Below are 25,898 nucleotides of genomic sequence, written 5' to 3'. Positions count from 1 at the left end.
TGATGCCGGTCGTCTTGATCTGAAAAGTTTACGACATGAAACGCAGCAGCTTGATCAGGCGCGCGATCCTGCTGCCATAGGGCGGGTACAGGTCTGCGAGCCGGTTGAACGGTGAGCGATAGAACACCGGCTTCATCTTGCTCAACGTGCGGAAGCCCCATTCGCCGTGATAGGCGCCGGTGCCTGATGCGCCGACGCCGCCCATCGGCTGATTGGCCTGCACGAAATGAAACAGGCAATCATTGATGGTGACACCGCCGGAGACGGTGCGTGCGAGCACCTGATCCCGCGCGGCGTCGTCCTTGCCGAACCAGTACAGTGCCAGCGGACGATCATTCGCGTTGATATGAGCGATGGCTGCGTCGGTGGTGTCACAGGCGAACACCGGCAGGATCGGCCCGAAGATTTCCTCCTGCATCACCTTCATGTCGGTGGTGGCGCCGCTGATGAAAGTTGGCGGGAATTTCCGTTGTGCTTTCCACGCCGGATTGTCGGCGCTCGCCGGCTGCACGATTTTGCCGCCCCGCGCGGCGGCGTCCTGCACAAGGCTTTCGAGCCGGGCGTAATGCTTGTCCGAAACGATCGAGGTGTAATCCTTGTTGTCGGGGCTGGTGCCGAACATCCGCGCGACCGCGCTGTTCGCCCTGGCGATGAACTCGTCCATGTTGCCACGTGCGATCAGGACGTAGTCCGGCGCGATGCAGGTTTGTCCGGCGTTCATCAGCTTGCCGTAGACGATCCGCTCGGCGGCTTCGTTGATGTCGGCGGACCGATCGATGATGGCCGGCGACTTGCCGCCGAGTTCGAGGGTCACCGGCGTCAGGTTGCGGCCCGCGGCTTCCGCCACCAGCCGCCCGACGCGGGTCGAGCCGGTGAAGATCAGATGATCGAACGGCAGCGCCGCGAACCGCTCGGATATATCGCCGTCGATGCCGGTGACCGTCACTTCGGTATCGTCGAATTTTTCCGCGATCAGCTTCTGCAGCAGCGCGGAAAACCGCGGCACCAGTTCGCTCGGCTTGATCATCACGCGGTTGCCGGCGGCGATGGCGGCGACGGCAGGGGCGAGTGTGAGCTGCAATGGATAATTCCACGGCGCGATGATGCCGACCACGCCGAGCGGCTGCGGCAGCAGTTTGTTCTTCGCCGGGAAGTATTGCAGTTCGGTCGCGACATGCTTCGGCGCCATCCAGCGGCCGAGATTCTTGGTCGCGTGCTTGATCTCCGCGAGGACGAACAGCGTCTCGGCGATCAGGGTCTCCGTCCTGGAGCGATTGCCGAAATCTGCCGAGATCACCTCGTCGAACCGGGTTTCATTCTCCACCACAAGGGCGCGCAGCCGGGCGAGCCGGTCGCGGCGCTCTGCAAGGGAAGGTTCTGCCGCACGCGACAGCGCCATGGCGCGGCGGAACACATCCTCGATGCCGCCTGCGGCGGGATTCCTGACGGCCTGATTCATCGGTCTCCCCGGGTTTCCTCGTGGCCGGCTTTTGGATGCCATGCCTTATTTGGATTGACTGAAGGCTGATATGTCGCGGCCCTGTTGGCAAGCCCGCTTGGACGCGAGCCGCAGAAACGCCATGGCATCAGTCCCTTGGACGGCCGTCATAAAATCGTGAAAAAGATCGCCCGCAGGCCTTTCCAAAGCGGGGTGTCGTTGGTACATACGCCTCGCACCACGGGCGTCTTGCCCTGGTAGCCTTCTCTCGCCTCCGGACGGGTTGGAACGACGCTTTTGGCGTTGAACTGTCGTCGGTCGTGTGAAGGTGCGCACCGGTTTATCGCGGGGTGGAGCAGCCCGGTAGCTCGTCAGGCTCATAACCTGAAGGTCATAGGTTCAAATCCTATCCCCGCAACCAAACAAAAAACCCTTCCAGATCAATGATCTGGAAGGGTTTTTCTTTGGCCGGGTTACGGCAGCGGCCGCTATCCTGCGGATCCACCCGGCACGATCTTCTCGCCCAGTTTCATATCGACGACTTCGACCGTGCGATCGATATCGGCATTGGGCATTCCAAGCTGATGCGAGATCAGCTTCACCAAGAGATCGACCCGCTCAATGAAAGGCGCGCCGCTGGCCACCGCGCGTGCGGCTGACGACGGCTTGAGCAGGCTTTCCGCGGCCTTGGCGTATTTCTCGAACGGCACCTGATCTTCCGGGTCCGCGCCGAGCTTTCGCGCGACCGCATCGACATGGTTGTAGATCGACTTCGAGAGATTCAGATCGCGATGCACGGCCTCGCGGATCGGCTGGGGATCGTTGGGCGTGATGCAGCGATAGTTTCCGGTCAGCAGCATCGACCACTTCGCCAGCGGGACGAACAGCGAGTCGAACACCTTCAGCTTCACCGGAACGTCCTTGCCGTCGAGCGTCACCGCGTCGATATCGGCTTCGAGTTCGCGCAGCAGCTTGTTGTGCGCCTCATCTGCAAATGTCGCAGCCTTGAAATTTGTCGGCAAGCCGACGTGAAGGACATTCGCCGGCTCCTCCGGCGGACGGAAGGCCTGCGGATCGGGCGAGCAGAGCGTCACGAGGCCCGGCTCAAACCGTTCCCAGACCTGCGCATTGGTGTAGGCCTCTTCGAGGTCCATGTTCGCCAGAGCGTCGATCCGCTTGAGATAGGGCAGCGGCGGCATGTTCATGATCGACAGACACGGCAGCCTCGCCGCGGCGATCTTGATCATCAGAACGCGGATCGTGTGGTTGGTGTACTGCGGCTCCTGCATGGCAAGAGCGACGAGATCATAACGCGACAGATCGACCTTGTCGGGCGAGGTGGCGTCCAGTTTCCCGGGCAGGTCGCGCGAAAAGATAGAGCGGTGCGCCGGTTCGCCGCGAAGCTGGATGCGGACTTCGGTGCCGTCACGGTTGATGAGTTCCGCGGTGTTCTTGCGGCAAACCAGCGTCACGTTGTGACCGGCCATCAGCAGCTTTGTTCCCAGCAGCGAGCCGTACGAGGCTCCAAGAATCAGAATGTTGCGTGCCATGCTTGCTCGTCCTCAAAATTACGCCGTCTCAACACAACCGGGCTGAGAGTGTCTGTCACATCAGAAATCCTGCCGGGGCAAAGAACGGCTCAGGCCAGATCCTTAACATCGCAGGGAAAATAGGCCTTCGGGTGGAAGGGCGCCCGTATCTAACGCAAGTTGGTATACATAACAATCATATACCAGCCCGTTTTGGGCTTTTGGGCAGGCTATTGGCCGCGATGGCCGTGTCGATTGTCGTGCGCCTGCCTCTGGAAAAAGCCGCCCGATTGGGGCGGCTTTTATTTGGTCTTGTCAGTTGGTTTTGCCGAATTGCGGCTCATCCGGTTTGCTGAAGGCGTTTCCGCTTGGTCCGTATCCCGTGATCTGGATGATCGCGCCTTCCTCGCGCGTGCCGTCCCAGTGCACCTTGCCGTTCGGATGCATCATGTAGGCGCCGGTCTTGAGCGGGATTGCCTTCTGCGGCTCGAACGCTTCGCCTGTGCCGGTGTACCAGGTGCCGGACAGCACCACGACATGCCGGTCTTCGGGATGCTTGTGCGGCTTGCTCATGATGCCCGGTGGCCACTTGATGCGCAGCACGTAGATGCCGGGCTTTGATGGATCGCCAAACAGTGTCGCCACCTCGACCCCGACACCGAACGGATTCTTGTACTGCTCTTCGCCCTGCTTGATTCGAATGAAGCCATCGGCATCTGTTTCGGCCTGCGCTGCCGGCTGAAACATCATCGCGACAGCGGCACATCCCGCGATCGTCAAAGCAGTTCTGATTTTTTTCATGGTGGTTCGCTCCCTTGCTTTTCTTGTTGTGAAGGGAGGCTAGCCCGGCCTTTCAGAACGGGCAATGGAGAGAGCCCTGTTTAAAACTCTTCAGGCGTATTCGCTTCGCTCACCAGGGCAGGCCGCAGAGGTCGATCGTGCCTTCGCGCAGCAGGCGCTTGATCTTGAAGACATAGGGCGCCATCGCCGTGAACGGCGCGCGTCCGCCGGGCTGCTCTGCGTACACGGTGCCGTTGAAAGTCTGCCAGCCGAGTTTTTCGTAAAATGCAGTGTTGTGCGGTTCGCAGAACAGCATTCCGAAGTCGGTGGCACGTTCCTCGGTCAGGGTGTGGATCGCCGCGTTGATGGCCAGCGTCGCGTAGCCGCGGCCGCGGACATCCTCGCGCGTCGCCACGCCGCCGATTCCGCCGATGGTGACCTTGCGGCCGTTCCAGGTGCCGGTGCGGCGATAAATCCCGGCATGGCAGACGACATCGCCGTCCAGTTCGATCATCACCCGCAGGTCGGCATGGGCGAAGACGATGTGGCCCCAGGGTGCTGCTTTCACGACCTCCGGCGGCCAGACCGCCGACAACAGCGGTTTGACCGCGGGCCAGGCCGTATTACCGGTCGCGATATCGATTTCGATGCTCATCCGATCGCCTGTCCTTGGGGCGCGCACATCAGCCTTGTTCTTTGCGCAGATGTAAAATGCCGATTCCGATGCGACTATGAACGCCATATCGGGAGAATTTTTTACAATGCAGGCTTCTCAGCTCAGCTCCTACCAGAAGTGGTCGATCCTGATCGGCGCGTCCGTCATGTTGAGCCTGTCGATGGGTATGCGGCAGAGCTTCGGGCTTTTCCAGCCCTCGATCCTGCATGATACCCAGATCACCAGCGCGGATTTCTCGCTGGCCACCGCGATCCAGAACATCATGTGGGGCATCACCCAGCCTTTCGTCGGCATGTTCGCCGACCGCTACGGCTCCCGTTACGTGATGCTCATCGGTGTCCTTGTCTACATTCTCGGCCTCGTCACCATGATCTTCGCGACCACGGCGCTGGCCTTCACGTTCGGCTGCGGCATCTGCGTCGGCATCGCGCTGTCCTGCACGGCGTCGAGCATGAGCATGACCGTCTCGGCGCGGGCGGTGTCCGCGGCCAAGCGCAGCGTCACCATGGGGGCGATTTCAGCCGCCGGTTCCATCGGTCTGGTGATCGCCTCGCCACTGGCCCAGACCCTGATCTCGACATCCGGCTGGCAGATCGCTCTGGTCGGTTTCATCGGTCTGGCCTGTGTCATGCTTCCGTCAGCCTTCAGCGCGGGCAAGGCCGACAAGATCGAGATCGACAAGGCGGACGATGTGAACCAGTCGCTTGGCGCGGTGGTCCAGTCGGCGCTCGGACATTCCGGCTACGTCATCATGGCGCTCGCGTTCTTCGTGTGCGGGCTGCAGCTTGTCTTCATCACGACACATCTGCCGAATTATCTTGCGATCTGCGGCCTTGATCCGTCGCTCGGCGCAACGGCGCTGGCGCTGGTCGGGCTGTTCAATGTGTTCGGGTCCTACGCGTTCGGCTGGCTGGGAGGACGTTATCCCAAGCAACTGCTGCTCGGCGGCATTTACATTGTGCGTTCGCTTGCGATCGCGGTGTATTTCCTCCTTCCCGCCACGCCGACATCGACGCTGATTTTCGCGGCGGTGATGGGCTCGCTCTGGCTCGGCGTCGTGCCGCTGGTGAACGGTCTCGTCGCGCAATTGTTCGGACTGCGCTACATGGCGACCCTGACCGGTATCGCCTTCCTCAGCCATCAGGTGGGATCGTTTATCGGCGCCTGGGGCAGCGGCCTGATTTTCGATCGTCTCGGCAGCTATGATCTGGCCTGGAAGGGCGCGGTTATCATCGGCCTGATCGCGGGGTCGTTCCAGATGCTGATGAATGTGCGGCCGCCGAAGGCCAAGAACGAACTGGCCGGAGCGCTGCCCGAGGCTGCTTAAGAGGCTGTCCGAATAAGGCGATTTGTAAAAACGATGGTCCGGCACTACCCGCTCTGCGGGGCGATCCGGCCATCATCGCGATTCAGTGCGGCAACCCTGTTTCCCTCTCCGGGAAACCTTCTATAGTGCGCCGCGTTGACACCTCGTCACCCACAATTTCCGGAAGTTGACCCATGACCTTCACGCTCGCGAATTTGCCTTACGCTCATGATGCGCTCCAGCCGTACATGTCGAAGGAGACGCTCGAATATCATCACGACAAGCATCACCAGGCTTACGTGACCAACCTCAACAATCTGATCAAGGGCACCGAGTTTGAGGGCAAGTCCCTTGAAGACATCGTGAAGGGCTCGTTCGGCAAGAACGCGCCGATCTTCAACAACGCCGGCCAGGACTATAACCACAACCATTTCTGGAACTGGATGAAGCCCAACGGCGGCGGCGACAAGCTTCCCGGCAAGCTCGCCAAGAAGATCGACGAGGATCTCGGCGGTCTCGAGAAGTTCAAGACCGACTTCATCGCGGCCGGTGTCGGCCAGTTCGGCTCGGGCTGGGCGTGGCTGTCGGTGAAGAACGGCAAGCTCGAAATTTCGAAGACGCTGAACGGCGAGAGCCCGCTGGTCCATGGCGCGACGCCGATCCTCGGCGTCGATGTGTGGGAGCATTCCTACTACATCGATTACCGCAATCGCCGCCCTGACTATCTCAAGGCGTTCGTCGATCACCTCGTGAACTGGGAATACGTCGAGTCCCTGTTCGAGAAGGCCTAACCAGCGCATTGAACTCAAGGGGCCGCAATTTGCGGCCCCTTTTTTAGAACGACATTCAGGCGAACCTGAGTTCCCATGAACTATGTTCTTGTCTTTGTCGGCGGTGGTCTGGGCGCGTCGCTTCGCCATGCGGTCAATGTCGGCTGCGCCCGTGCATGCGGCCTCAATTTTCCCTACGGCACGTTCGTGATCAACATCACCGGCTCGCTGGTGATGGGGCTCATCGCCGGTTATCTCGCCTTCAAGGGTGAGGCATCGCAGCCGTGGCGGCTGTTCGTCATGACCGGGATTCTTGGCGGCTACACCACGTTTTCGGCATTCTCGCTCGATGCGGTGACGCTGTATGAGCGCGGCGAAATGGGACTGGCCCTGTTCTACGTGGTCGGATCGGTGGTGCTGTCGATTGCGGGACTCATCGGCGGTCTCGCGCTGGTCCGGCATTTCGCCTGAGCGAAAGTTCTTCTTGTCCAAACTCCCCAAAACCGAACCTGCCGACGACGAAGAGGGTGCTGAAACCGTCTCGCGCAGCAAGCGCAAACCGTTCGGCTGGTCGACGTTCATCATCGCTGCGCTTGTGGTGATCAGCGCCGCGCTGGTGTGGCGGCGCGACGGCCTCGACGGCGTATGGACCATTCTTTCCCACGATGTCTCGCTGTTCGGCGAGATCATGCCGCGCGTCCTCGCCGGCTGCCTGCTCGGCGGGTTGATCGCCGCCGTGCTGCCGCACGACAAGGTGTCGAAATCGCTCGGGCCTGAATCCGGCCTGAAGGGTTTGATGATCGGGACGGCGTTCGGCGCGATCCTGCCCGGCGGACCTTTCACCGCCTATCCTGTCGCCAGCGCCTTGCTCGCAGTCGGTGCGGATTTCGGTGCGACCATCGCCATGGTGGTGAGCTGGACGCTGATAGGCTACGGCCGCGCGGTGGCATGGGAAATGCCGATCATGGGCGCCGACTTCACGCTCTGGCGCATCGTGATCTCGCTGCCGATGCCGATCCTCGCCGGTGCGCTCGGGCGCTACGTCTATGTTCGCGTGCGGCACAGGTTCAAGCTGTGACCGCGCTGATCATCGACATTCTGCTGTGGGGCTCACTCATCGGCGTGAGCGTCATCGCGTGGCGGCAAGATAAGACGGTGCTGGGCTCGGCGCTCCGCAACGGCGGAATGGATTTCATCAACATCGTGCCGCGCATTGCGCTCGGCGTGATCGGGTCAGGATTCATTGCCGCGATCATCCCGTCGGAAGTGATCGTCGGGGGGCTGGGGCCGGACACTGGATGGCTTGGCGTCGCCACCGCGGTGGTTGCCGGTGCAGCGACGCCGGGAGGGCCGGTGGTCGGCTTTTCGATCGGGGCGGTTGCGCTCAAGAGCGGTGGTGGAACCCCACAGGTGGTCGCCTATGTGGTCGCATGGGCCCTGTTTGCATTCCAGCGGGTGATCTTGTGGGAAATCCCGTTCATGCCGGCCCGGTTTGTCTGGTTCCGTTGCGTGGTGTCGGTCCCGTTCCCGTTCCTGGCTGCCGCCATCGTGATGGTGATTGGTAAACCTTGAAGCCGTAACGGCCCTGTGGGGTCCAGAAGCATTGCGGGCCTGTGGACGCGGGTTATGTTATAATATAACATTTCTGAGCAATTTGAGGGGTCCAGCGCCTCTCAGCCTCACTGGACCTGGAAAGCGGACCTCATGGCCCATTCGCACGGGCATTCCCACCCTCACCACCATTCACACGGTCCTCATCCGCACAGCCATGGCCCTGCATCGCCGCATCCGGCCCAGCCGGTCCATTGGTCGATCCTGCGGATGACGCTGGCGGCACGCCTGACAGGCGCCGTGGCGATCAGCGCCGGCCTGTGGGCCGTGGTGCTGCTGGCGATGAGGTGAGCATGTCCGCGCAACTGACATTCCGCGACGTCACGCTGGGCTATGACCGGCATCCCGCCGTGCATCATCTGAGCGGCGAGGTCGCCGCCGGTGCGCTGGTGGCGGTGGTCGGGCCGAATGGCGCCGGCAAGTCCACGCTGTTTCGCGGCATTGTCGGCATTCTCAAGCCGCTGGCAGGGGTCATCGGCCTCGGCAGCCTGAACCCGCGCGACATCGCCTATCTGCCCCAAACCGCCGACATCGATCGCAGTTTCCCGATCTCGGTCTACGATTTCGTCGGCGCGGGCCTCTGGCGCCGCAAGGGCATTTTCGGCGGGCTCGGCAAGGACGAGCAGCATCGAATCCGCGAGGCGTTGGCAGCGGTGGGATTGAGCGGCTTCGAGAACCGTCCGATCGGAACACTGTCCGGTGGGCAGATGCAGCGCATGCTGTTTGCCCGCGTGCTGTTGCAGGACGCGCGCGTGATCGTGCTGGACGAGCCGTTCAACGCCATCGATGCGAAAACCTCCGCCGACCTGATTGCGCTGGTGCGGCGCTGGCACACCGAGAAGCGCACCGTCCTGGCGGCATTACACGATATGGAACTGGTGCGCGCGAATTTTCCCGAAACACTGTTGCTGGCGCGCTCACCCGTTGCGTGGGGCGCGACGCCGGATGTGCTGACGGCCGAAAATCTTCTGGCCGCGCGTCACATGTGCGAAGCGTTCGATGATGCGGCTGTGCCGTGCGCCGAGCACGCACCGTCGCAGGCGGCGTGAGACTGTCATGATCTATGATGCGCTGATCGCGCCTTTCATCGAATTCGAGTTCATGCGCCGCGCGCTGGCCGGCGTGATCGCGCTGTCGCTCGGCGGCGCGCCGATAGGGGTGTTCCTGATGCTGCGGCGGATGAGCCTTGTCGGCGACGCCATGGCCCATGCAATCCTGCCTGGCGCGGCGGTCGGCTTTCTGCTGTCGGGTCTCAACCTGTTCGCGATGACATTCGGTGGCCTGATTGCTGGCTTTACGGTTGCGCTTCTGTCGGGCCTTGTCGCGCGCAGCACCGAACTGAAGGAGGACGCCTCGCTGGCAGCGTTCTATCTGGTGTCGCTGGCGCTCGGCGTCACCATCGTTTCGGTCAAGGGCACGAATATTGATCTGCTGCATGTGCTGTTCGGCAACATTCTGGCGATGGACGACCAGACTCTGCTGGTGATTGCGTTCAACGCCACCATCACGCTCTTGGTGCTGGCGGTGATCTACCGCCCGCTGGTAATCGAATGCGTTGATCCCGTCTTCCTGCGCACGGTGAGCCGTGCAGGCGCGCCCGCACATCTGGCGTTTCTGGCGCTCGTCGTCATCAATCTGGTCAACGGCTTTCACGCGCTGGGCACATTGCTCGCAGTAGGCTTGATGATCCTGCCCGCGGGCATCGCCCGGTTCTGGTCGCGCGACATCACCGGCATGATTGGCATTGCGGTGGCGAGTGCGGCGCTGTCGGGTTTCGCCGGGTTGCTGGTGTCGTTCCACACCAAGGTGCCGTCGGGACCGGCGATCATTCTGGTATGTGCTGGCCTCTATGTCGTGTCGGTCCTGTTCGGGAGCGTCAGCGGCCTGGTTCGGCAGCTCTTTCCGGGCCGCCATCTCGAAGCGTGATGGGACGTCCGATGCGCCATATCCTTGCGATTCTGACTGTTGTTCTATTCGCTGCTGCCGAACCGGCGCAGGCGCAGGAGCGGCTTAACGTCGTCGCGACATTTTCGATCCTTGGCGACTTCGCAAAAAATGTCGGCGGCGAGCGCGTGAACGTGACGACGCTGGTTGGACCCAACAGCGACACTCACGTCTATACGCCGACACCGTCGGACGCGAAAAAGATCACCGACGCCAAGCTGGTGATCGTCAATGGCCTCGGCCTCGAAGGCTGGCTGCCGCGTCTGGTCAAATCGTCAGGCAGCAAGGCGGCGACCGTTGTCGCCACCAAAGGCATCGCGACACGCAAGATCGAGGATGGCCACAGCCATGATCCCTCCGATGCCGACCCGCATGCCTGGCAATCGGTGGTCAACGCAAAAACCTACGTCGCCAACATCCGCGATGCGCTGATCGCCGCGGACCCGGCGGGAGCGGAGGCCTACAAGGCCAATGCCGCTTCGTATCTCTCAAAGCTCGACGCGCTGGATCGTGATGTCCGGGACGCGGTGGCAAAAATTCCACCCGAGCGGCGCAGCGTGATCTCGACCCATGATGCCTTCGGCTATTTTGCCGCCGCCTATGGGATCAAATTCATCGCCCCGCAGGGCGTCTCGACCGAATCCGAGCCCAGCGCCCGCGACATTGCAGCCATCATTTCCCAGATCAAAAAGCAGAAAATTCCGGCTGTTTTTCTGGAAAATGTCAGCGATCCGCGCCTGATGCGGCGGATCGCCGCCGAGACCGGGGCCAATATCGGCGGAACGCTCTATTCGGACAGTTTGACCGACGAAAAGGGCCCGGCCCCCACTTACATTGATCTGGTCCGGCACAATATAAAGGCCCTGACGAGCGCGCTTTCGAGCTAGGGCAGGGGCCACCCCGCCGCCGGGCGTGTTCCTGATTTGCCTGGAGATTCCATGTCTGAAGCCGCTGCCAACAAGATCCCCGTGACCGTTCTCACCGGCTACCTCGGTGCGGGCAAGACCACGCTGCTGAATCGCATCCTGTCCGAGAACCACGGCAAGAAATACGCCGTGATCGTCAACGAATTCGGCGAGATCGGCATCGACAACGATCTGATCGTCGGCGCGGACGAGGAAGTGTTCGAGATGAACAACGGGTGCGTCTGCTGCACGGTGCGCGGCGACCTCGTGCGTATCATCGACGGCCTGATGAAGCGCAAGGGCAAGTTCGACGCTATCATTCTGGAAACCACCGGTCTCGCCGACCCGGCGCCGGTGGCGCAGACCTTCTTCGTCGATGAAGACGTGCGCGAGAAGACCATGCTTGATGCCGTGGTGACGGTGGCCGACGCCAAGTGGCTGAGCGACCGCCTCAAGGATGCGCCGGAAGCCAAGAACCAGATCGCGTTTGCCGACGTCATCGTGCTGAACAAGACGGATCTTGTGACCAAGCCGGAACTGGCCGAAGTCGAGGCCCGGATCCGTGCGATCAATCCCTATGCGACTCTGCACCGGACCGAACGTGCACAGGTGAAACTGTCGGATGTGCTGGAACGCGGCGCGTTCGATCTGGACCGGATTCTCGAAATCGAACCGGAATTCCTGGACGACGGCGGTCATGGCCACGATCATCATCACCATGATCATGATGGCCACGACCATCATCACGACCATGGTCATTCCCACGGCGGCATGAAGCACTATCACGACGAGGACATGCAGTCGCTGTCGCTGCGGACCGACAAGCCGATCGACCCGACCAAGTTCATGCCCTGGCTGCAGGAACTGGTCGCCAAGGATGGCGAGAAGATTTTGCGCTCCAAGGGCATTCTCTCGTTCAAGGGTGATGACGACCGATATGTGTTCCAGGGCGTCCACATGATGCTGGAGGGTGACCATCAGCGGAAATGGCGCAATGACGAGAAGCGTGAAAGCCGTCTGGTGTTCATCGGCCGCGAATTGCCCGACCAGGCGATCCGCGACGGCTTCGCGAAAACCATCGCGTGATGAAAGACTTCAATCCGGCCCCGGAAACGGCCTCCATCGTTTCCGTCACTGATCGCGTTACCAACGTGAAGCTGGATGCGCCTGCGACTGCCGTGCATTTTCTCGGCGACGTCGCAGCGTTTGTCGGCGCGGAAGAGAGCGTCACCTTCGCGGTCAGCGACGGCGAGGCAACGCCGGTCGCAGTGCACGGCGGCGGCATCCTGTGCTCGGCCTCAGACGGCAAGCGCATCGTCATGGGCGGCGATGACGGCAAGCTGATCTCTCTCGATGCCGAGTCGAACATCGTGACGCTCGCCATCGACGCCAAGCGCCGCTGGATCGACAATGTCGCGCTGCATTCCGATGGCGCGGTGGCGTGGTCGGCAGGAAAGACGGCTTATGTGAAAGCGCCGAAGGGCGACGAGAAATCGCTCGACGTGCCGTCGACCGTCGGCGGGCTGGCCTTCGCGCCGAAGGGCGTCCGGCTTGCGATCGCACATTACAACGGCGTGACGCTGTGGTTTCCCAACATGGGCGCGAAGCCCGAATTTCTGGAATGGAAGGGCTCGCATCTCGGCGTCACCTTCAGCGCGGATAACCGTTTTCTTGTCACCTCGATGCATGAAGCGGCGCTGCACGGCTGGCGGCTGGCGGATTCCCGCCATATGCGGATGACCGGATATCCGGCGCGGGTGCGTTCGATGTCATGGAGCGCCGGCGGAAAATTCCTCGCCACCTCCGGCTCGGACAGCGTGATCCTGTGGCCGTTCGCCAGCAAGGACGGCCCGATGGGCAAGGAGCCGGGGATGCTTGCGCCGTTGCAGGCCAAGGCGACGGTGGTCGCATGCCATCCCAAGGACGATGTTTTCGCAGTCGGCTACAGCGACGGTACCATCCTGATGGTGCGCATCGAGGACGGCGCGGAAATCCTGGTGCGCAGGAATGCGGGCGAGCCGGTGGCCGCGCTGGCATGGAATGCAAAGGGATCGCTGCTGGCCTTTGCCAGCGAAGACGGCGACGCTGGACTGCTCACGCTGTAGTGAGTAAGCAATCGTCATGCGGTTCCTGACGACATTCCAGGTTTTTGATTTTCTCGACACTCTCGTCAGCCTGACGGCGGCGTTCGTGCTCGGCACCCTGATCGGCGCCGAGCGTCAGTACCGTCTGCGCACAGCGGGACTGCGCACCAATGTGCTGGTCGCGGTGAGCGCGGCGGCTTTTGTCGATCTCGCCATGCAGCTCGCCGATGCCGACGGGGCCGTGCGCGTGATTGCCTATGTGGTGTCGGGGATCGGCTTTCTCGGTGCCGGCGTGATCATGAAAGAAGGCATGAATGTCCGCGGCCTGAACACGGCTGCAACATTATGGGGCTCGGCGGCGGTCGGGTGCTGCGCGGGGGCCGATATGCTGGCGCAGGCGGTGACGCTGACGGCTTTCGTGCTGGCCGGAAACACGCTGCTGCGGCCGCTCGTCAACGCCATCAACCGCAGCCCGCTGGACGAGCGTGCGTCGGAAGCGACCTACGAAATCAGGCTCACGGTGGATACTGAATCGATGGACGCGGTGCGTGACCTTCTGGTCGAAAAACTGGAGGCGGCAAAATATCCGGTCAGCGACGTCAATGTGATGGAGCGCGCGGAAGATGTCGTGGAGATCGTCGCAACCCTGGTGAGTACCGCGGTGGACGCAAAGGAACTCGATGCGGTCACAGCCGATCTTGCGCGGCGGCCGGGCGTTCGTCATGCGACATGGGACGTCAGCACCAAGGACTGATCCCTCCGGTCTCCCGGGTTCCTTTTTTTCAATCACAATTCATTGAGTGCGACATCGCGCACGCGGGCAGATCCCGGAACCATCGCTGTGACCATCCGTTGGCTCTTGCAATGGCAATCAACGGGTGCCGAGATGACTCCTGATAAGCGGGCCAATCGAACCGATCTCATCCTGTCCGCGATCCTGATCGCCGCCGGTCTGACGCTGTCCGGAATTTCGCTGATGCAACTGGCATCGCGGGGCGAGATTCATCTGGCGCAAACAACGCAGCCGACGGAATCGCAGCCTTCAGTTCCGGCCGGGAAAAGCGATGGCCCGGCGGAATCGATGCCGGGCGGCACAAGGCCGACAACGCCTGCGCCAGAACCGGCGCGGCCGAATGCCGACGCTCAGAAGGCGGGCGCGAAGCCCGCGCTGCCGCCCGCGCCTGCGGAAAAGACCGGCGAGCCGATCAAGAACTAGTTTATCGCGCCGGAAATATTCTGCCGCTTTTTGAGCCTCGCCAGTGCTCGCATCCGCAGCCATACTTGCGCCGCGACAAATGCGACGCACAGCTATGGGGCATCAAAGATGAAAATCGATGACGTCAGGCGCACGGCCTATGCCATGCCGCTCACCAATCCTTCGTTTCCGCCCGGACCCTATCGTTTCTTCAATCGCGAGTTTTTTGTCATCACCTATCGCACCGATCCCGAGGCGTTGCGGGCAGTCGTGCCCGAGCCGCTCGAGGTGACTGGCGATCTGGTGAAGTATGAATTCATCCGCATGCCCGACTCCACCGGGTTCGGCGATTACACCGAAACAGGTCAGGTGATTCCGGTTCGCTTCAAGGGCGAAGAGGGCGCCTACGTCCATTCGATGTATCTCGACGATGATGCGCCGATCGCGGGCGGACGCGAACTGTGGGGATTTCCCAAGAAGCTCGCGTCACCAAAGCTCGTGGTGGAGACCGATGTCCTCGTCGGTACGCTGCACTACGGTTCTGTACTCTGCGCCAGCGCGACCATGGGCTACAAGCACCGCGCGTTTGACCACGATACTTTGGTGAAGGGGCTGGCAGCGCCGAACTTCATGCTGAAGATCATTCCGCATGTGGACGGGACACCACGCATCTGCGAGCTGGTGCGCTACTATCTGGAAGATGTGACGCTGAAGGAGGCCTGGACCGGCCCGGGAGCGCTGGGTCTGTTTCCCCATGCACTCGCCGATGTCGCGCGCCTGCCGGTGCGGGAGGTGGTCTCCGCGCTTCACTACAAGACCGATCTGACGCTGGGGCTCGGTACGGTCGCGTTCGACTATCTGGCGAAGTAAAGGCGAGATGCGACGCTCAAGAACAAATGGCCGGGGCAAGCCCGGCCATTGCAACATTCCAGATCCGTCAGGTGTTCACCGGACCAGAACGTTCTTGAACTGCCAGGGATCGCTGGTGTCGATGTCTTCCGGAAAGAGACCCGGCCGATCCGTCAGCGGCGTCCAGTCGGTGTAGTAACCCTTCACCGGGCCGAGATAGGGCATCTGGATTTCCAGCAGGCGGTCGAAATCCATCTCGTCGGCTTCGACGATGCCTTCGTTCGGGTTTTCCAGCGCCCACACCATACCGCCGAGTACGGCGGAGGTCACCTGCAGGCCAGTGGCGTTTTGATAGGGCGCGAGTTTCCGCGTCTCCTCGATGGAGAGCTGCGAGCCATACCAGTAGGCATTGTTGTCGTGGCCGAACAGCAGCACGCCGAGCTCGTCGATGCCGTCGACGATCTCGTTTTCATCAAGGATGTGATGCTTCTCCTGCATCTTCGCCGCGCGGCCGAACATTTCGTGCAGCGAGAGCACCGCGTCATCCGCGGGATGATAGGCATAGTGGCAGGTCGGCCGATACATGACCGTGCCCGATGCGTCGCGCACCGTGAAATAGTCGGAGATCGAGATCGACTCGTTATGGGTGACGAGGAAGCCGTATTGCGCGCCGCGGGTCGGGCACCAGGTGCGCACGCGCGTGTTGGCGCCGGGCTGCATCAGATAGATCGCTGCGCCGCAGCCGGCCTCGTGGGTGTGTGCGTTTTCCGGCATCCACTTTTCATGGGTGCCCCAGCCGAGTTCGGACGGCTGCACGCCTTCCGACAGGAAGCCTTCGACAGACCATGTGTTGACGAACACATCCGGCTCCTTCGGCTTCTTCGAGCGCTGGGTGTCGCGTTCGGCGATGTGGATGCCCTTGATGCCGGCCTGGCGCATCAGGTCCGCCCATTCAGCCTTGGTCTTCGGCTTCGGGGCATTGAGCTTGAGGTCGGAGGCGACGTTCAGCAGGGCCTGCTTGACGAAGAACGAGACCATGCCGGGATTGGCGCCGCAGCAGGAGACGGCCGTGGTCGAGCCTGGCGGACGAGCCCGCTTGGCGGCCAGCGTGTTTTCACGCAGGGCGTAGTTGGAGCGTGCTTCCGGGCCCTTCGATGCGTCGAAGTAGAAGCCCAGCCAAGGCTCATTGACGGTGTCGATGTAGAGCGCGCCGAGTTCGTTGCAGAGCTCCATGATATCGGTGGAGCCGGTATCGACCGAGAGATTGACGCAGAAACCCTGGCCGCCGCCTTCGGTGAGCAGCGGGGTCAGCAGTTCGCGGTAATTGTCTTTGGTCACGGCCTGCTGGATGAAGCGCACATTGTGTTTTTCGCAATGCGCCTTGCGGCCTTCATCCTTGGGATCGATCACCGTGATGCGCGACTTGTCGTAGTCGAGATGCCGTTCGATCATCGGCAGCGTGCCTTTGCCGATCGAGCCGAAGCCGACCATGACGATGGGGCCGGTGATGCGCGCGTAAACGGGGAATTTGCTCAAAATCAGAACTCCGGATCACAGGGAAATGCTGCCGCGCAGAAGAACTACGGCAACTCAGGCGTGGCGGCAACGGTGCTTTGCCGCCGGGATTTTCATAAAGGTGTCTTATGACGCCGTGTTATCGGGGCTGCTGAACCCTGAGCACGGTCAGCGAGCGCCAACGGCCGCCCGGTGTCTGGAACTCGATGGTCTGTCCCACCGACAGGCCGATGAGTGCGGCGCCGATCGGGGTCAGAATCGAAATCCTGCCGGCATCGACGTCGGCTGCCTCGGGATAGACCAGCGTCACCGCCCGCTCCTGCATGCTGATGTCATCCCGGAAGGTCACCTCTGATTCCATCGTCACAAGACCGGGCAGCAATCGGGCGTCTGGCAGGATTTCTGCTCGCTCGATTTCCCGTGCGAGGAATTCGGTGGTCTGCGGATATTTCTCGGACGCGGCCTCGGCAATGTTGCGAAGCCGATTGGCGTCGCACATGCGCATGGAAATCGGGGGCAGTTCGGGCTGCAGATAGTCGATCATGTCATACTCCTCCTTGCGTCGAGATTCACAACGCAAGGCGTCGGCGCGAAGCGCCGGGTTTCTGGTCAAGACTTCAGTGTGGGGATTGAGAAACTGCAATGACCCGGAACGGCGCAGACGCGCGTCCGTCCGGGTCACCGTCCGGTTTGGAGGCGACCTGCGCGAAACAGCAAGCGGTTATTGCAGATGTTCAACATGATCTTTTCAACGTAGGCAGGCCCGCGCGAAAGTCAACGCGCGGACCGCGGCATCTTGGCGCTTGAATTCGATCAGGCCGTGCGGCGCTTCGCGGTGACTTCAATCTCGACTTTCATTTCAGGCTTGTATAGCGCGGAGACCGCAAGGATCGTCGCGGCTGGACGGATGTCGCCGAGCGTTTCGCCGCACACGGCGAACACCGCGTCGAAATCCTTGGCGTCGGTGACGTAGTAGGTCGCACGCACGAGATCGGCCATCTCGAAGCCGCCTTCCTTCAGCGCGATGCCGATGGTCTTGAAGCAGTTGCGGGTCTGCTCGGCGACGTCGTCCGGCAGGACCTTTGTCACGAGGTCATAGCCTGTGGTGCCGGCGACGAAACAGAAGTCGCCATCGACCACGGCGCGGCTGTAGCCGGCGATCTTCTCGAAGGGCGATCCGGATGAAATCAGGCGGCGGGACATTGGTCTTTTCCTTGTGACAGCAGAATTGCGGGGCTCATTTCAGGCCCCGCAATGCCGGGTCTTTGCGCTCAAATCAAGCGGCTTGGATGAGAAGCTTTCGCGCCTTGCCGTTCGCACGCGGCGCAGGGCCGCGCAGCTTGTCGCCGGTGGCGACAATCATGCCGAAGGCGTCGTCCAGTGCGCCTTGGCGCAGTTCGACGGCGAGCAACCGCTCGCGCTCGAACGGGCCGGGCAGCGCAAGCTCGCCGGTCTTGTCGGCCGAAAAGCCAAAGCGGGCGTAGTAGGCCGCGTCGCCGCGCAGGATCACTGCGCCATGGCCGCGAGCCTTGGCGGCAGCCAGCGCATGCTCCATCAGCGCCGCGCCGACGCCGAGCGAGCGGCACGGCGCATCCACGGCCAGCGGGCCGAGCACGAGCGCCGGGATGCCCCCGGCGCTGACGTGCCACAACCGCACGGTGCCGACCACACGGCCCTCACGCACCGCCGTGAAGGCGAGGCCTTCGGCGGGCGCGCGTCCGTCGCGCAGGCGCTGGCAGGTGCGGGCAAACCGGCCTTCGCCGAAGCTCGCATCCAGCAGCGCTTCACGCGCAACGACGTCCGAGGCTCGTTCCGCACGGATCGCGAACGGAGCGGCTTCGAGGGTGAGGGCAGTGGTCTTTTTCCAAACAGCAGTCATGGCACGTCAGTCCCCACTCCAGACGGCAAGGCAGCCGCGGAGCGTTGTCAGCAAAATAGCGATGTGACGGGATGGGAGCCGGCGGACCGGCTCCCGTTTTCTCGAAAGAACCGGATGCGCTCGGGCGCAAAACCGGTCCCCACTTTTGCTAGCGCATCCGGCTAGATCAGATGTGGTAGGTCTTCAGCGGCGGGATGCCGTTGAAAGCCACCGACGAGTACGTCGACGTATACGCACCCGTGCCTTCGATCAGCAGCTTGTCGCCGATCTCGAGCGTGACGGGCAGCGGGTACGGCACCTTCTCGTACAGCACGTCTGCGGAGTCGCAGGTCGGGCCGGCGAGAATGCACGGAGCCATATCCGCGCCGTCATGCGGCGTGCGGATCGCGTAACGGATCGACTCGTCCATCGTCTCGGCGAGGCCGCCGAACTTGCCGATGTCGAGGTAGACCCAGCGGTTCTCGTCGTCGTCGCTCTTCTTCGAGATCAGAACGACTTCGGTCTCGATGATGCCCGCATTGCCGACCATGCCGCGGCCCGGCTCGATGATGGTCTCCGGGATCTGGTTGCCGAAGTGCTTGCGAAGCGCACGGAAGATCGACCGGCCGTACTGCACGACCGGAGGAACGTCCTTGAGGTACTTCGTCGGGAATCCGCCGCCCATGTTGACCATGGACAGGTTGATTCCACGCTCGGCACAGTCACGGAACACCGTCGAGGCCATCGCCAGCGCACGGTCCCACGCCTTCACCTTGCGCTGCTGCGAGCCGACATGGAACGAGATGCCATATGGCTCCAGGCCCAGACGCTTGGCGAGTTCGAGCACGTCGACAGCCATTTCCGGATCGCAACCGAACTTGCGCGACAGCGGCCACTCGGCGCCTGCGCAATCGTAAAGAATGCGGCAGAACACCTTCGCGCCGGGTGCAGCACGGGCGATCTTCTCGACTTCGGCGGAGCAATCGACCGCGAACATGCGGATGCCGAGCGCGTAGGCGCGCGCGATATCACGCTCCTTCTTGATCGTGTTGCCGAACGAGACGCGGTCAGGCGTCGCACCGGCGGCCAGCGCCATCTCGATTTCGGCGACGGTCGCGGTGTCGAAGCACGAGCCCATCGAGGCCAGCAGCGACAGCACCTCAGGCGACGGGTTGGCCTTCACCGCGTAGAACACGCGGGAGTCCGGCAGCGCCTTCGCGAAGGTCTGATAGTTGTCGCGCACGACCTCGAGGTCGACGACGAGACATGGCTCGGTGTCGAGGCCCTCGCTGCGGCGGTTGCGCAGGAATTCCTGGATACGATCGGTCATAGCACCCTCCCAAACGGCCCTGCGACGGGACGTCCAAAAATGATGTCGGTATGAGCGATAAGCCTTTGTCGCGAGATGGAAGCGCGACAGAGCCTAAAACTCAGACCAAACTGTGCTGCCGTGGATTGGTTGGGAAAGCTCCCGCCCGCACACCTGGCAATGAAGGACAAGCCTTTTCAGTAGCCCGCGCCGGCGGTGGAATGCCGGTAGAGACCAAAAAAGCCCGATCCGTCGTTGCTTTAAGTCGCGTCCCCCGTTGAGAGCGGGGTGCGCCGGTTCGCCTCCGGCTGCCAGTCACGGTTGCAAGGAGCAAAGTCACCTTCAACGGCATCTCTGGAGAGAGATGCTGGCCTCTTAGTCTGAGCTAAGCGACCCTCGGCTTCTTCGTCCCTTGGCGGCTGTCCGGCCTCTTGTCCGGATACCTACCGACTGACACACGACCACAGGCACGTGCGAAATTGGGCAAGGGTGAAATATGAGTTTTGACTCGGTGGTGCAAGTTTTTTTTTGCCCGCGAGACAACTTTCCACGCATCGTGATCGAAATGCCGCGCGCGGGTTAACGAACTGAGAGAAAGATGAATGCGCGTTAATTTTCGGCGTGCAAGAAGCGCCTGCGGCGCAGCCGGAATCTCAGATCTTGCGGGTGAAGGGCTCGACGCGCTGAGCGCCGCGCACGAAGGCGATCATGATCGCGACGCCGATCAGGAAGAGCACGATCTGGACGATGTGCGCGGCGGTGTCGCTGAGGCCGAACAGGATCGCGAGCGCCCAGCCGCCGGCGAAGGCCGCACCGAACACCTCGGCGCCGATCAGGATGGCGGCGCTGATGACGGTGATGACGCTGGGCCACGCGATTTCGCGGGCGTTGGCTTCGAGCTTCTTGGCGTTCATGACTTTGTGATCCCGTTTCGGGCCGCAATCTCTGCGAAATCGACGCGTCAATCAAGCGGCAAGGGCGCAAAAAAGCCCCACCGGATGCTATAGAGAATGCCTTGGAAATCGCTGGAAATAAGGCCTCACCATGTCAGAAGCGTCCTCAACGGCTGTCGACTCCCATACCAACCCGCTGCTGGCGGCCTGGCAGACACCGTTCCAGACGCCGCCCTTCGCCGACATCCGTCCCGAGCACTTCCTGCCGGCCTTCGACAAGGCTTTTGCCGATCACTCCGCCGAGATCGAGGCGATCAAGGTGAACCCGGCCGAGCCGACGTTCGAAAATACCGTCACCGCGCTGGAGCGCGCCGGCAAGCTGCTCTCCAAGGTGTCGGCGGTGTTCTATGACCTCGTGGGGGCCCACTCCAATCCCGAGCTTCTTAAGATCGAGTCCGAAGTGGCGCTGACGCAGGCGCGGCACTGGAATCCGATCTCCATGGATGCCGCGCTGTTTGGCCGCGTCTCGAAGCTGCGCGACAAGGCGGCGTCGCTCAATCTGACGGGTGAGCAGGCGCGGCTGCTGGAGCGGACCTGGACCAGCTTCCATCGCTCCGGCGCGGGCCTCAGCGAGGCCGCCAAGGCCCGGACCGCGGAGATCAACGAGCGGCTGGCGCATCTGGCGACATCTTTCAGCCACCATTTGCTCGGCGACGAGCAGGAGTGGACCATGGAGCTGGGCGGGGACGATCTGGCAGGCCTGCCGGACAGCTTTGTCGCCGCCACGAAGGCTGCGGCGGACGAGCGCGGGATGCCGGGCAAGATGGTGGTGACGCTGTCGCGCTCCTTCGTCGAGCCGTTCCTGAAGGATTCTGCCCGCCGCGATCTGCGCGAAAAGGTCTACAAGGCCTTCATCGCGCGCGGCGATAACGGCAATGCCAACGACAACAATGCCGTCATCTTGGAAGTGCTCAAGCTGCGCGAGGAGCGGGCGAAAATCCTCGGCTATCCGAGCTTCGCCGCCTACCGGCTGGAAGATTCCATGGCCAAGACGCCGGAGGCCGTGCGTGGCCTGTTGGAGCGGGTCTGGAAGCCGGCCCGTGCCCGTGCCATGGCCGATCGCGACGCGCTCCAGGCGCTGATCGCCGAGGAGGGCGGTAACTTCAAACTCGCCGCCTGGGACTGGCGCTACTACGCCGAGAAGCTGCGCCAGCGCCGCGCCAATTTCGATGATGCCGCGATCAAGCCCTATCTCGCGCTCGACAATATGATCGACGCCGCCTTTGACGTCGCGACCCGGCTGTTCGGGGTGACCTTCGTTGAGCGCAAGGACATCCCGGTCTGGCATCCGGACGTGCGGGTGTGGGAGGTCAAGGACGCCATGGGCAACCACAAGGCGCTGTTCTATGGCGACTACTTCGCGCGGCCCTCCAAGCGTTCCGGCGCGTGGATGACGTCGCTGCGCGACCAGCAGAAACTTGATGGCGATGTCGCGCCGCTGGTCATCAATGTCTGCAATTTCTCCAAGGGCACCGACGGCCAGCCGTCGCTGCTGTCGCCCGACGACGCCCGTACCCTATTCCACGAATTCGGCCACGGGCTGCATGGCATGCTGTCGAACGTGATATACCCGTCGCTGTCGGGCACCAGCGTGTTCACCGATTTCGTCGAGCTGCCGTCCCAGCTTTACGAACACTGGCAGGAACGGCCCGAGGTGCTGCAAAAGTTTGCGCGGCACTATCAGACCGGCGAACCGTTGCCGGAGGATCTGCTCAAGCGCTTCATCGCCGCGCGCAAGTTCAACCAGGGCTTTGCCACGGTGGAGTTCGTCTCGTCGGCGCTGATCGACCTCGAATTCCACACCCAGCCGGCGGCGTCGATCACCGACGTACGCGCGTTCGAGAAGCAGGAACTTGAGAAAATCGGCATGCCGGCGGAAATCGCTCTGCGCCACCGGCCGCAGCAGTTTGGTCATATCTTCTCCGGCGATCACTATGCGTCGGGCTACTACAGCTACATGTGGTCCGAGGTGATGGATGCAGATGCGTTCGGCGCGTTCGAGGAAGCGCATGACATCTTCGATCCGGCGGTCGCGAAGCGCCTACATGACGACATTTATTCGTCGGGCGGATCACGCGATCCGGAAGATGCCTACATTGCCTTCCGCGGACGCAAACCTGAACCCGACGCGCTGCTGCGCCGCCGCGGTCTGCTTAACGAACCTGAAGCCGCATAGGACCGGATAACGATGCGCCGTCTCATTCAGTGTTTCTTCGCTGTGGCTATGCTGGCAGTCACCGCCGGTGCGGCGCAGGCGCATCCGCATGTCTGGATCGTGGCCAAGAGCGAAGTGATCTACGCGCCGGACGGATCGATCACCGGCATACGTCACGCATGGACCTTCGACGACATGTTCTCGACCTATGCCTTGCAGGGCATCGAGAGCAAGACCAAAGGCGTTTACACCCGCGACGAGCTGAAACCGCTGGCACAGACCAATGTCGAGTCGCTGAAGGAATACGCCTTCTTTACCTTCGCCAAGGCAGGCGGCGCGGGCAGCCAGAAGAAGGAAAAATTCAACGATCCGATCGACTACTATCTCGAATACAAGGACTCGGCGCTGACGCTGCACTTCACGCTGCCGTTCAAGGCGCCGGTCAAGACTTCCGCGCTCGCGCTGGAGGTGTTCGATCCGTCCTACTTCATCGATTTTCAGTTGAACGAAAAGGACCCGGTAACGCTGGTCGGCGCCCCGGCGACCTGCAAGCTGACGGTCCAGCGTCCGACCGACGGCAGCGCGCAGGCGCAGAAGCTCAACGAGGACACCTTCCTCAACGGCGATAATTCGAACTATGGCGCGATGTTCGCGAACAAGATCTCGGTGGATTGCGCACCATGATGTCAGTACGTCGTCATTCCGGGGCGCAAGCCGCGCGATCGAACCCGGAATCCGGAATTGCAATGGAAGGAAAGGATTCCGGGTCTGCGCCAACAGGCGCATCCCGGAATGACGCCTGGGGTAAATTAGCTGTCGTGACGGGGATGCTTCTCGCTGCGGTCTATCTCGATGGCGTCGTCCATGCAGTGATGGCGCAGAACCCGTTCGGCGCTCCGAAGGGAGCCGTTGCCGAGCCGCAGGTCGGCGGCATCATCGGATGGCTGCTCGCCAAGCAATCCGAATTCTATCTCCAGATGTCGAAGACCATTCGTGCCGCCAAGACCGATGGGAGCGCGGTATGGGCGCTACTTGGCATTTCCTTCGCCTACGGTGTCTTTCACGCGGCCGGCCCGGGACACGGCAAGGCGGTGATCTCGTCCTACCTCGTCGCCAACGAGGAGACAGCCAGGCGTGGCATCGTGCTGTCCTTCGTCTCCGCCCTGATGCAGGCGCTGATGGCGATTGCCATCGTCGGCATCGGCGCAGCCGTCTTGAATGTGACAGCCGGTCAGATGTGCGGGGCCGAACGTGTCATCGAAATCGCCAGCTATGGTCTGATCGCGGCGTTTGGTGCGCGGCTGGTCTGGAGCAAAGGCGGCGGATTTTTCCGCGCGCTGCGGTCATGGCGCGGTGCGCCGACGCCGCTCGTTCCTGCGATGGCGCATGCGCACGGTCACGATCATACCCATCACGATCATGGGCATTCCCACGATACGCATGAGCGAGTTGCCCACGATCACGCGCATGCCCACCACCATGATCACAATCATCCGGATCATGTTCACGATGAGCACTGCGGTCATTCCCATGGCCCGGAGCCGAGCGCGCTGGCCGGCCCCGGCGGCTGGTCGCGCGGATTGAGCGCGGTCCTGACGGTTGGCATCCGGCCGTGCTCCGGCGCAATTCTGGTGCTGGTATTCGCGCTGGCGCAGGGCCTGTTCTGGGCCGGCGTGGCGGCAACGCTGCTGATGGGGCTCGGCACCGCGATCACCGTCTCGGCCATCGCGATCATCGCGGTATCGGCCAAGGGGCTCGCCGGCCGGATGGCTGCCGGCCGCGATGGCGGCGGGGCGATCCTGCTGCGCGGGATCGAGTTTGGCGCCGCGGCCTTGGTGCTGCTGTTCGGCACCGGCCTGCTGCTGGGATACATTGCCGCGGAACGCGTCACCTGTTTCTGATCCCGGTCGCCTTGACAACATTTCTGCAACGCGCGATGCCAGACCCATCATGACAGCCGTCATTCCCCTCGATGCACATCGGCCCGCCGCGCAACCGGCGCGGTCGCGCGTCGGCGTGCTGCTGGTCAATCTCGGGACGCCTGACACAGCCGACGCGAAGGGTGTCCGCGTTTATCTGCGCGAGTTCCTGTCCGATCCGCGCGTGATCGAGAACAACGGATTGATCTGGCAAATCATTCTCAACGGCATCGTGTTGCAGATTCGTCCGGCCAAGAAGGCCAAGGATTATCTGAAGATCTGGAACACCGAGAAGAACGAGTCGCCGCTCAAGACGATTACGCGCGGACAAGCCGAGAAGCTGGCTGCGTCGATTGCGGATCAGAAGCATGTCGTTGTCGACTGGGGCATGCGCTACGGCAATCCGTCGATCAAGTCGCGGATCGATGCGCTGATGGCGCAGGGCTGTGACCGGATTCTGGTGATGCCGCTCTATCCGCAATATTCAGCGTCGACCTCGGCGACGGTGGTGGACAAGGTTGCCGCCGCGCTCAAGGACATGCGTGCACAGCCGACGGTGCGGTTCACGCCGCCTTACTATGACGACCCGGGTTACATCGATGCCCTTGCGGTCTCGATCGAGCGTCATCTGGCGACGTTATCTTACAAGCCTGAGACCATCGTGGCGTCGTTCCACGGCATGCCGCAGTCGTACATCGACAAGGGCGATCCCTATCAGGCGCAGTGCGTTGCAACGGTGAATGCGTTGCGCACGCGCATGGGTCTCGACGAGAAGAGTTTGATGCTCACCTTCCAGTCGCGGTTCGGTTATGAGAAATGGCTGCAGCCCTATACCGCCCAGACTGTCGAACAGCTTGCGAAGGACGGTGTGCGGCGGATTGCCGTTGTAACGCCGGGCTTCGCGGCCGACTGCATTGAAACGCTTGAAGAGATCGTGATGGAGAATGCCGAGATCTTCCACAAGGCGGGTGGTCAGGAATTCTCGGCCATTCCGTGTCTGAACGACAGCGACGAGGGCATGGATGTGATCCGCCAGGTCGTGCTGCGCGAGCTGCAAGGCTGGATTTAAAAGGCTGGACCCGAGCGGCCGCGATTTAATTGC

At 62.0% G+C, this 25,898-nt stretch carries 28 protein-coding genes and 1 tRNA gene; 19 read left to right on the top strand and 10 right to left on the bottom strand.

Going from position 1 to position 25,898, the window contains the following annotated elements; all coding sequences use genetic code 11:
• Nucleotides 1–28: 28 nt before the first annotated feature.
• Nucleotides 29–1,459, bottom strand: coding sequence for a coniferyl aldehyde dehydrogenase (locus ACP7AL_RS14275; RefSeq protein ID WP_425992266.1), 1,431 nt, complete (start codon nt 1,457–1,459; stop codon nt 29–31).
• A gap of 323 nt (nt 1,460–1,782) precedes the next feature.
• Between ACP7AL_RS14275 and ACP7AL_RS14270 the strand changes: the two genes are divergently transcribed.
• Nucleotides 1,783–1,859: transfer RNA gene (locus tag ACP7AL_RS14270), tRNA-Met, on the top strand.
• A 67-nt stretch (nt 1,860–1,926) separates the two neighbouring features.
• Here ACP7AL_RS14270 and ACP7AL_RS14265 read toward each other — a convergent pair.
• The 3 genes from ACP7AL_RS14265 to ACP7AL_RS14255 form a co-directional block, all read right to left on the bottom strand.
• Nucleotides 1,927–2,988 (bottom strand): ketopantoate reductase family protein, encoded by a 1,062-nt coding sequence (locus ACP7AL_RS14265; protein WP_425992264.1) that lies wholly within the window; start codon nt 2,986–2,988, stop codon nt 1,927–1,929.
• A 294-nt stretch (nt 2,989–3,282) separates the two neighbouring features.
• Nucleotides 3,283–3,768: a cupin domain-containing protein gene (locus tag ACP7AL_RS14260; protein ID WP_006018846.1), complete on the bottom strand. Its 486-nt coding sequence runs from the start codon at nt 3,766–3,768 to the stop codon at nt 3,283–3,285.
• 109 nt (nt 3,769–3,877) lie between these two features.
• Nucleotides 3,878–4,402, bottom strand: a complete 525-nt coding sequence (locus tag ACP7AL_RS14255) for a GNAT family N-acetyltransferase (protein WP_425992261.1) — start codon at nt 4,400–4,402, stop codon at nt 3,878–3,880.
• 106 nt (nt 4,403–4,508) lie between these two features.
• Here ACP7AL_RS14255 and ACP7AL_RS14250 point away from each other — a divergent pair, with 106 nt between their 5' ends.
• From ACP7AL_RS14250 to ACP7AL_RS14185, 14 genes are all read left to right on the top strand, one after another.
• Entirely contained in the window at nt 4,509–5,750 is a 1,242-nt protein-coding gene (locus ACP7AL_RS14250) for an MFS transporter (protein WP_006018848.1), read from the top strand.
• 173 nt (nt 5,751–5,923) lie between these two features.
• A complete protein-coding gene (locus tag ACP7AL_RS14245) occupies nt 5,924–6,520 on the top strand; it encodes a superoxide dismutase (RefSeq protein WP_006018849.1) in 597 nt (198 codons plus the stop codon).
• Between the two features lie 75 nt (nt 6,521–6,595).
• The gene (gene crcB, locus ACP7AL_RS14240) at nt 6,596–6,970 is read left to right on the top strand and encodes a fluoride efflux transporter CrcB (protein ID WP_006018850.1); all 375 of its coding nucleotides are present in this window, start codon (nt 6,596–6,598) and stop codon (nt 6,968–6,970) included.
• 13 nt (nt 6,971–6,983) lie between these two features.
• Nucleotides 6,984–7,577 (top strand): permease, encoded by a 594-nt coding sequence (locus ACP7AL_RS14235; RefSeq protein ID WP_425992258.1) that lies wholly within the window; start codon nt 6,984–6,986, stop codon nt 7,575–7,577.
• Complete coding sequence (locus ACP7AL_RS14230; RefSeq protein ID WP_425992256.1) at nt 7,574–8,071, top strand: hypothetical protein; 498 nt, start codon at nt 7,574–7,576, stop codon at nt 8,069–8,071. Before ACP7AL_RS14235 ends, ACP7AL_RS14230 begins: the two co-directional genes overlap by 4 nt.
• 132 nt (nt 8,072–8,203) lie before the next feature.
• Nucleotides 8,204–8,401 (top strand): hypothetical protein, encoded by a 198-nt coding sequence (locus ACP7AL_RS14225; RefSeq protein ID WP_425992254.1) that lies wholly within the window; start codon nt 8,204–8,206, stop codon nt 8,399–8,401.
• Between the two features lie 2 nt (nt 8,402–8,403).
• Nucleotides 8,404–9,159: a metal ABC transporter ATP-binding protein gene (locus ACP7AL_RS14220; RefSeq protein WP_425992252.1), complete on the top strand. Its 756-nt coding sequence runs from the start codon at nt 8,404–8,406 to the stop codon at nt 9,157–9,159.
• Nucleotides 9,160–9,166: 7 nt separating this feature from the next.
• Nucleotides 9,167–10,036, top strand: coding sequence for a metal ABC transporter permease (locus tag ACP7AL_RS14215; RefSeq protein WP_006018855.1), 870 nt, complete (start codon nt 9,167–9,169; stop codon nt 10,034–10,036).
• An 11-nt stretch (nt 10,037–10,047) separates the two neighbouring features.
• Nucleotides 10,048–10,941, top strand: a complete 894-nt coding sequence (locus tag ACP7AL_RS14210; RefSeq protein ID WP_425992250.1) for a metal ABC transporter substrate-binding protein — start codon at nt 10,048–10,050, stop codon at nt 10,939–10,941.
• A 51-nt stretch (nt 10,942–10,992) separates the two neighbouring features.
• A complete protein-coding gene (locus tag ACP7AL_RS14205; RefSeq protein WP_425992248.1) occupies nt 10,993–12,045 on the top strand; it encodes a CobW family GTP-binding protein in 1,053 nt (350 codons plus the stop codon).
• Nucleotides 12,045–13,064 carry a WD40 repeat domain-containing protein gene (locus ACP7AL_RS14200; RefSeq protein ID WP_425992963.1) on the top strand — a complete coding sequence of 340 codons (1,020 nt, stop codon included), beginning with the start codon at nt 12,045–12,047 and terminating at the stop codon, nt 13,062–13,064. The genes ACP7AL_RS14205 and ACP7AL_RS14200 overlap by 1 nt, the downstream gene beginning before the upstream one ends.
• A gap of 16 nt (nt 13,065–13,080) precedes the next feature.
• Nucleotides 13,081–13,797, top strand: a complete 717-nt coding sequence (locus ACP7AL_RS14195; RefSeq protein ID WP_425992246.1) for an MgtC/SapB family protein — start codon at nt 13,081–13,083, stop codon at nt 13,795–13,797.
• Nucleotides 13,798–13,929: 132 nt separating this feature from the next.
• Nucleotides 13,930–14,259 carry a hypothetical protein gene (locus tag ACP7AL_RS14190; RefSeq protein ID WP_425992244.1) on the top strand — a complete coding sequence of 110 codons (330 nt, stop codon included), beginning with the start codon at nt 13,930–13,932 and terminating at the stop codon, nt 14,257–14,259.
• A 108-nt stretch (nt 14,260–14,367) separates the two neighbouring features.
• Nucleotides 14,368–15,108: an acetoacetate decarboxylase gene (locus tag ACP7AL_RS14185; RefSeq protein WP_006018861.1), complete on the top strand. Its 741-nt coding sequence runs from the start codon at nt 14,368–14,370 to the stop codon at nt 15,106–15,108.
• 75 nt (nt 15,109–15,183) lie between these two features.
• Here ACP7AL_RS14185 and ACP7AL_RS14180 read toward each other — a convergent pair whose 3' ends face one another.
• From ACP7AL_RS14180 to ACP7AL_RS14155, 6 genes are all read right to left on the bottom strand, one after another.
• On the bottom strand, nt 15,184–16,578 hold the full coding sequence (locus tag ACP7AL_RS14180) for a homospermidine synthase (RefSeq protein WP_051054983.1): 1,395 nt from the start codon (nt 16,576–16,578) through the stop codon (nt 15,184–15,186).
• Between the two features lie 163 nt (nt 16,579–16,741).
• On the bottom strand, nt 16,742–17,146 hold the full coding sequence (gene rnk, locus ACP7AL_RS14175; RefSeq protein ID WP_425992242.1) for a nucleoside diphosphate kinase regulator: 405 nt from the start codon (nt 17,144–17,146) through the stop codon (nt 16,742–16,744).
• A gap of 269 nt (nt 17,147–17,415) precedes the next feature.
• Nucleotides 17,416–17,805: a RidA family protein gene (locus tag ACP7AL_RS14170; RefSeq protein ID WP_425992240.1), complete on the bottom strand. Its 390-nt coding sequence runs from the start codon at nt 17,803–17,805 to the stop codon at nt 17,416–17,418.
• A 73-nt stretch (nt 17,806–17,878) separates the two neighbouring features.
• Complete coding sequence (locus tag ACP7AL_RS14165) at nt 17,879–18,481, bottom strand: GNAT family N-acetyltransferase (RefSeq protein WP_425992238.1); 603 nt, start codon at nt 18,479–18,481, stop codon at nt 17,879–17,881.
• A gap of 166 nt (nt 18,482–18,647) precedes the next feature.
• Nucleotides 18,648–19,790: a type III PLP-dependent enzyme gene (locus tag ACP7AL_RS14160; RefSeq protein WP_006018867.1), complete on the bottom strand. Its 1,143-nt coding sequence runs from the start codon at nt 19,788–19,790 to the stop codon at nt 18,648–18,650.
• A 632-nt stretch (nt 19,791–20,422) separates the two neighbouring features.
• Nucleotides 20,423–20,683, bottom strand: coding sequence for a hypothetical protein (locus ACP7AL_RS14155; RefSeq protein WP_006018868.1), 261 nt, complete (start codon nt 20,681–20,683; stop codon nt 20,423–20,425).
• 130 nt (nt 20,684–20,813) lie between these two features.
• Here ACP7AL_RS14155 and ACP7AL_RS14150 point away from each other — a divergent pair, with 130 nt between their 5' ends.
• The 4 genes from ACP7AL_RS14150 to hemH all read left to right on the top strand — a co-directional run bounded on the left by ACP7AL_RS14150 (nt 20,814) and on the right by hemH (nt 25,865).
• Nucleotides 20,814–22,898, top strand: a complete 2,085-nt coding sequence (locus ACP7AL_RS14150; protein WP_425992235.1) for a M3 family metallopeptidase — start codon at nt 20,814–20,816, stop codon at nt 22,896–22,898.
• A 12-nt stretch (nt 22,899–22,910) separates the two neighbouring features.
• Nucleotides 22,911–23,561, top strand: a complete 651-nt coding sequence (locus ACP7AL_RS14145; protein ID WP_425992233.1) for a DUF1007 family protein — start codon at nt 22,911–22,913, stop codon at nt 23,559–23,561.
• Nucleotides 23,562–23,704: 143 nt separating this feature from the next.
• The gene (locus ACP7AL_RS14140) at nt 23,705–24,778 is read left to right on the top strand and encodes a nickel/cobalt transporter (protein WP_425992960.1); all 1,074 of its coding nucleotides are present in this window, start codon (nt 23,705–23,707) and stop codon (nt 24,776–24,778) included.
• Nucleotides 24,779–24,827: 49 nt separating this feature from the next.
• Entirely contained in the window at nt 24,828–25,865 is a 1,038-nt protein-coding gene (gene hemH / locus ACP7AL_RS14135; protein WP_006018872.1) for a ferrochelatase, read from the top strand.
• The last annotated feature ends 33 nt before the right edge of the window (nt 25,866–25,898 follow it).

The sequence above is a fragment of the Afipia sp. DC4300-2b1 genome (assembly GCF_049895725.1).
GTDB lineage: Bacteria > Pseudomonadota > Alphaproteobacteria > Rhizobiales > Xanthobacteraceae > Afipia > Afipia broomeae.
This window is presented reverse-complemented; position numbering and strand designations above follow the sequence as displayed.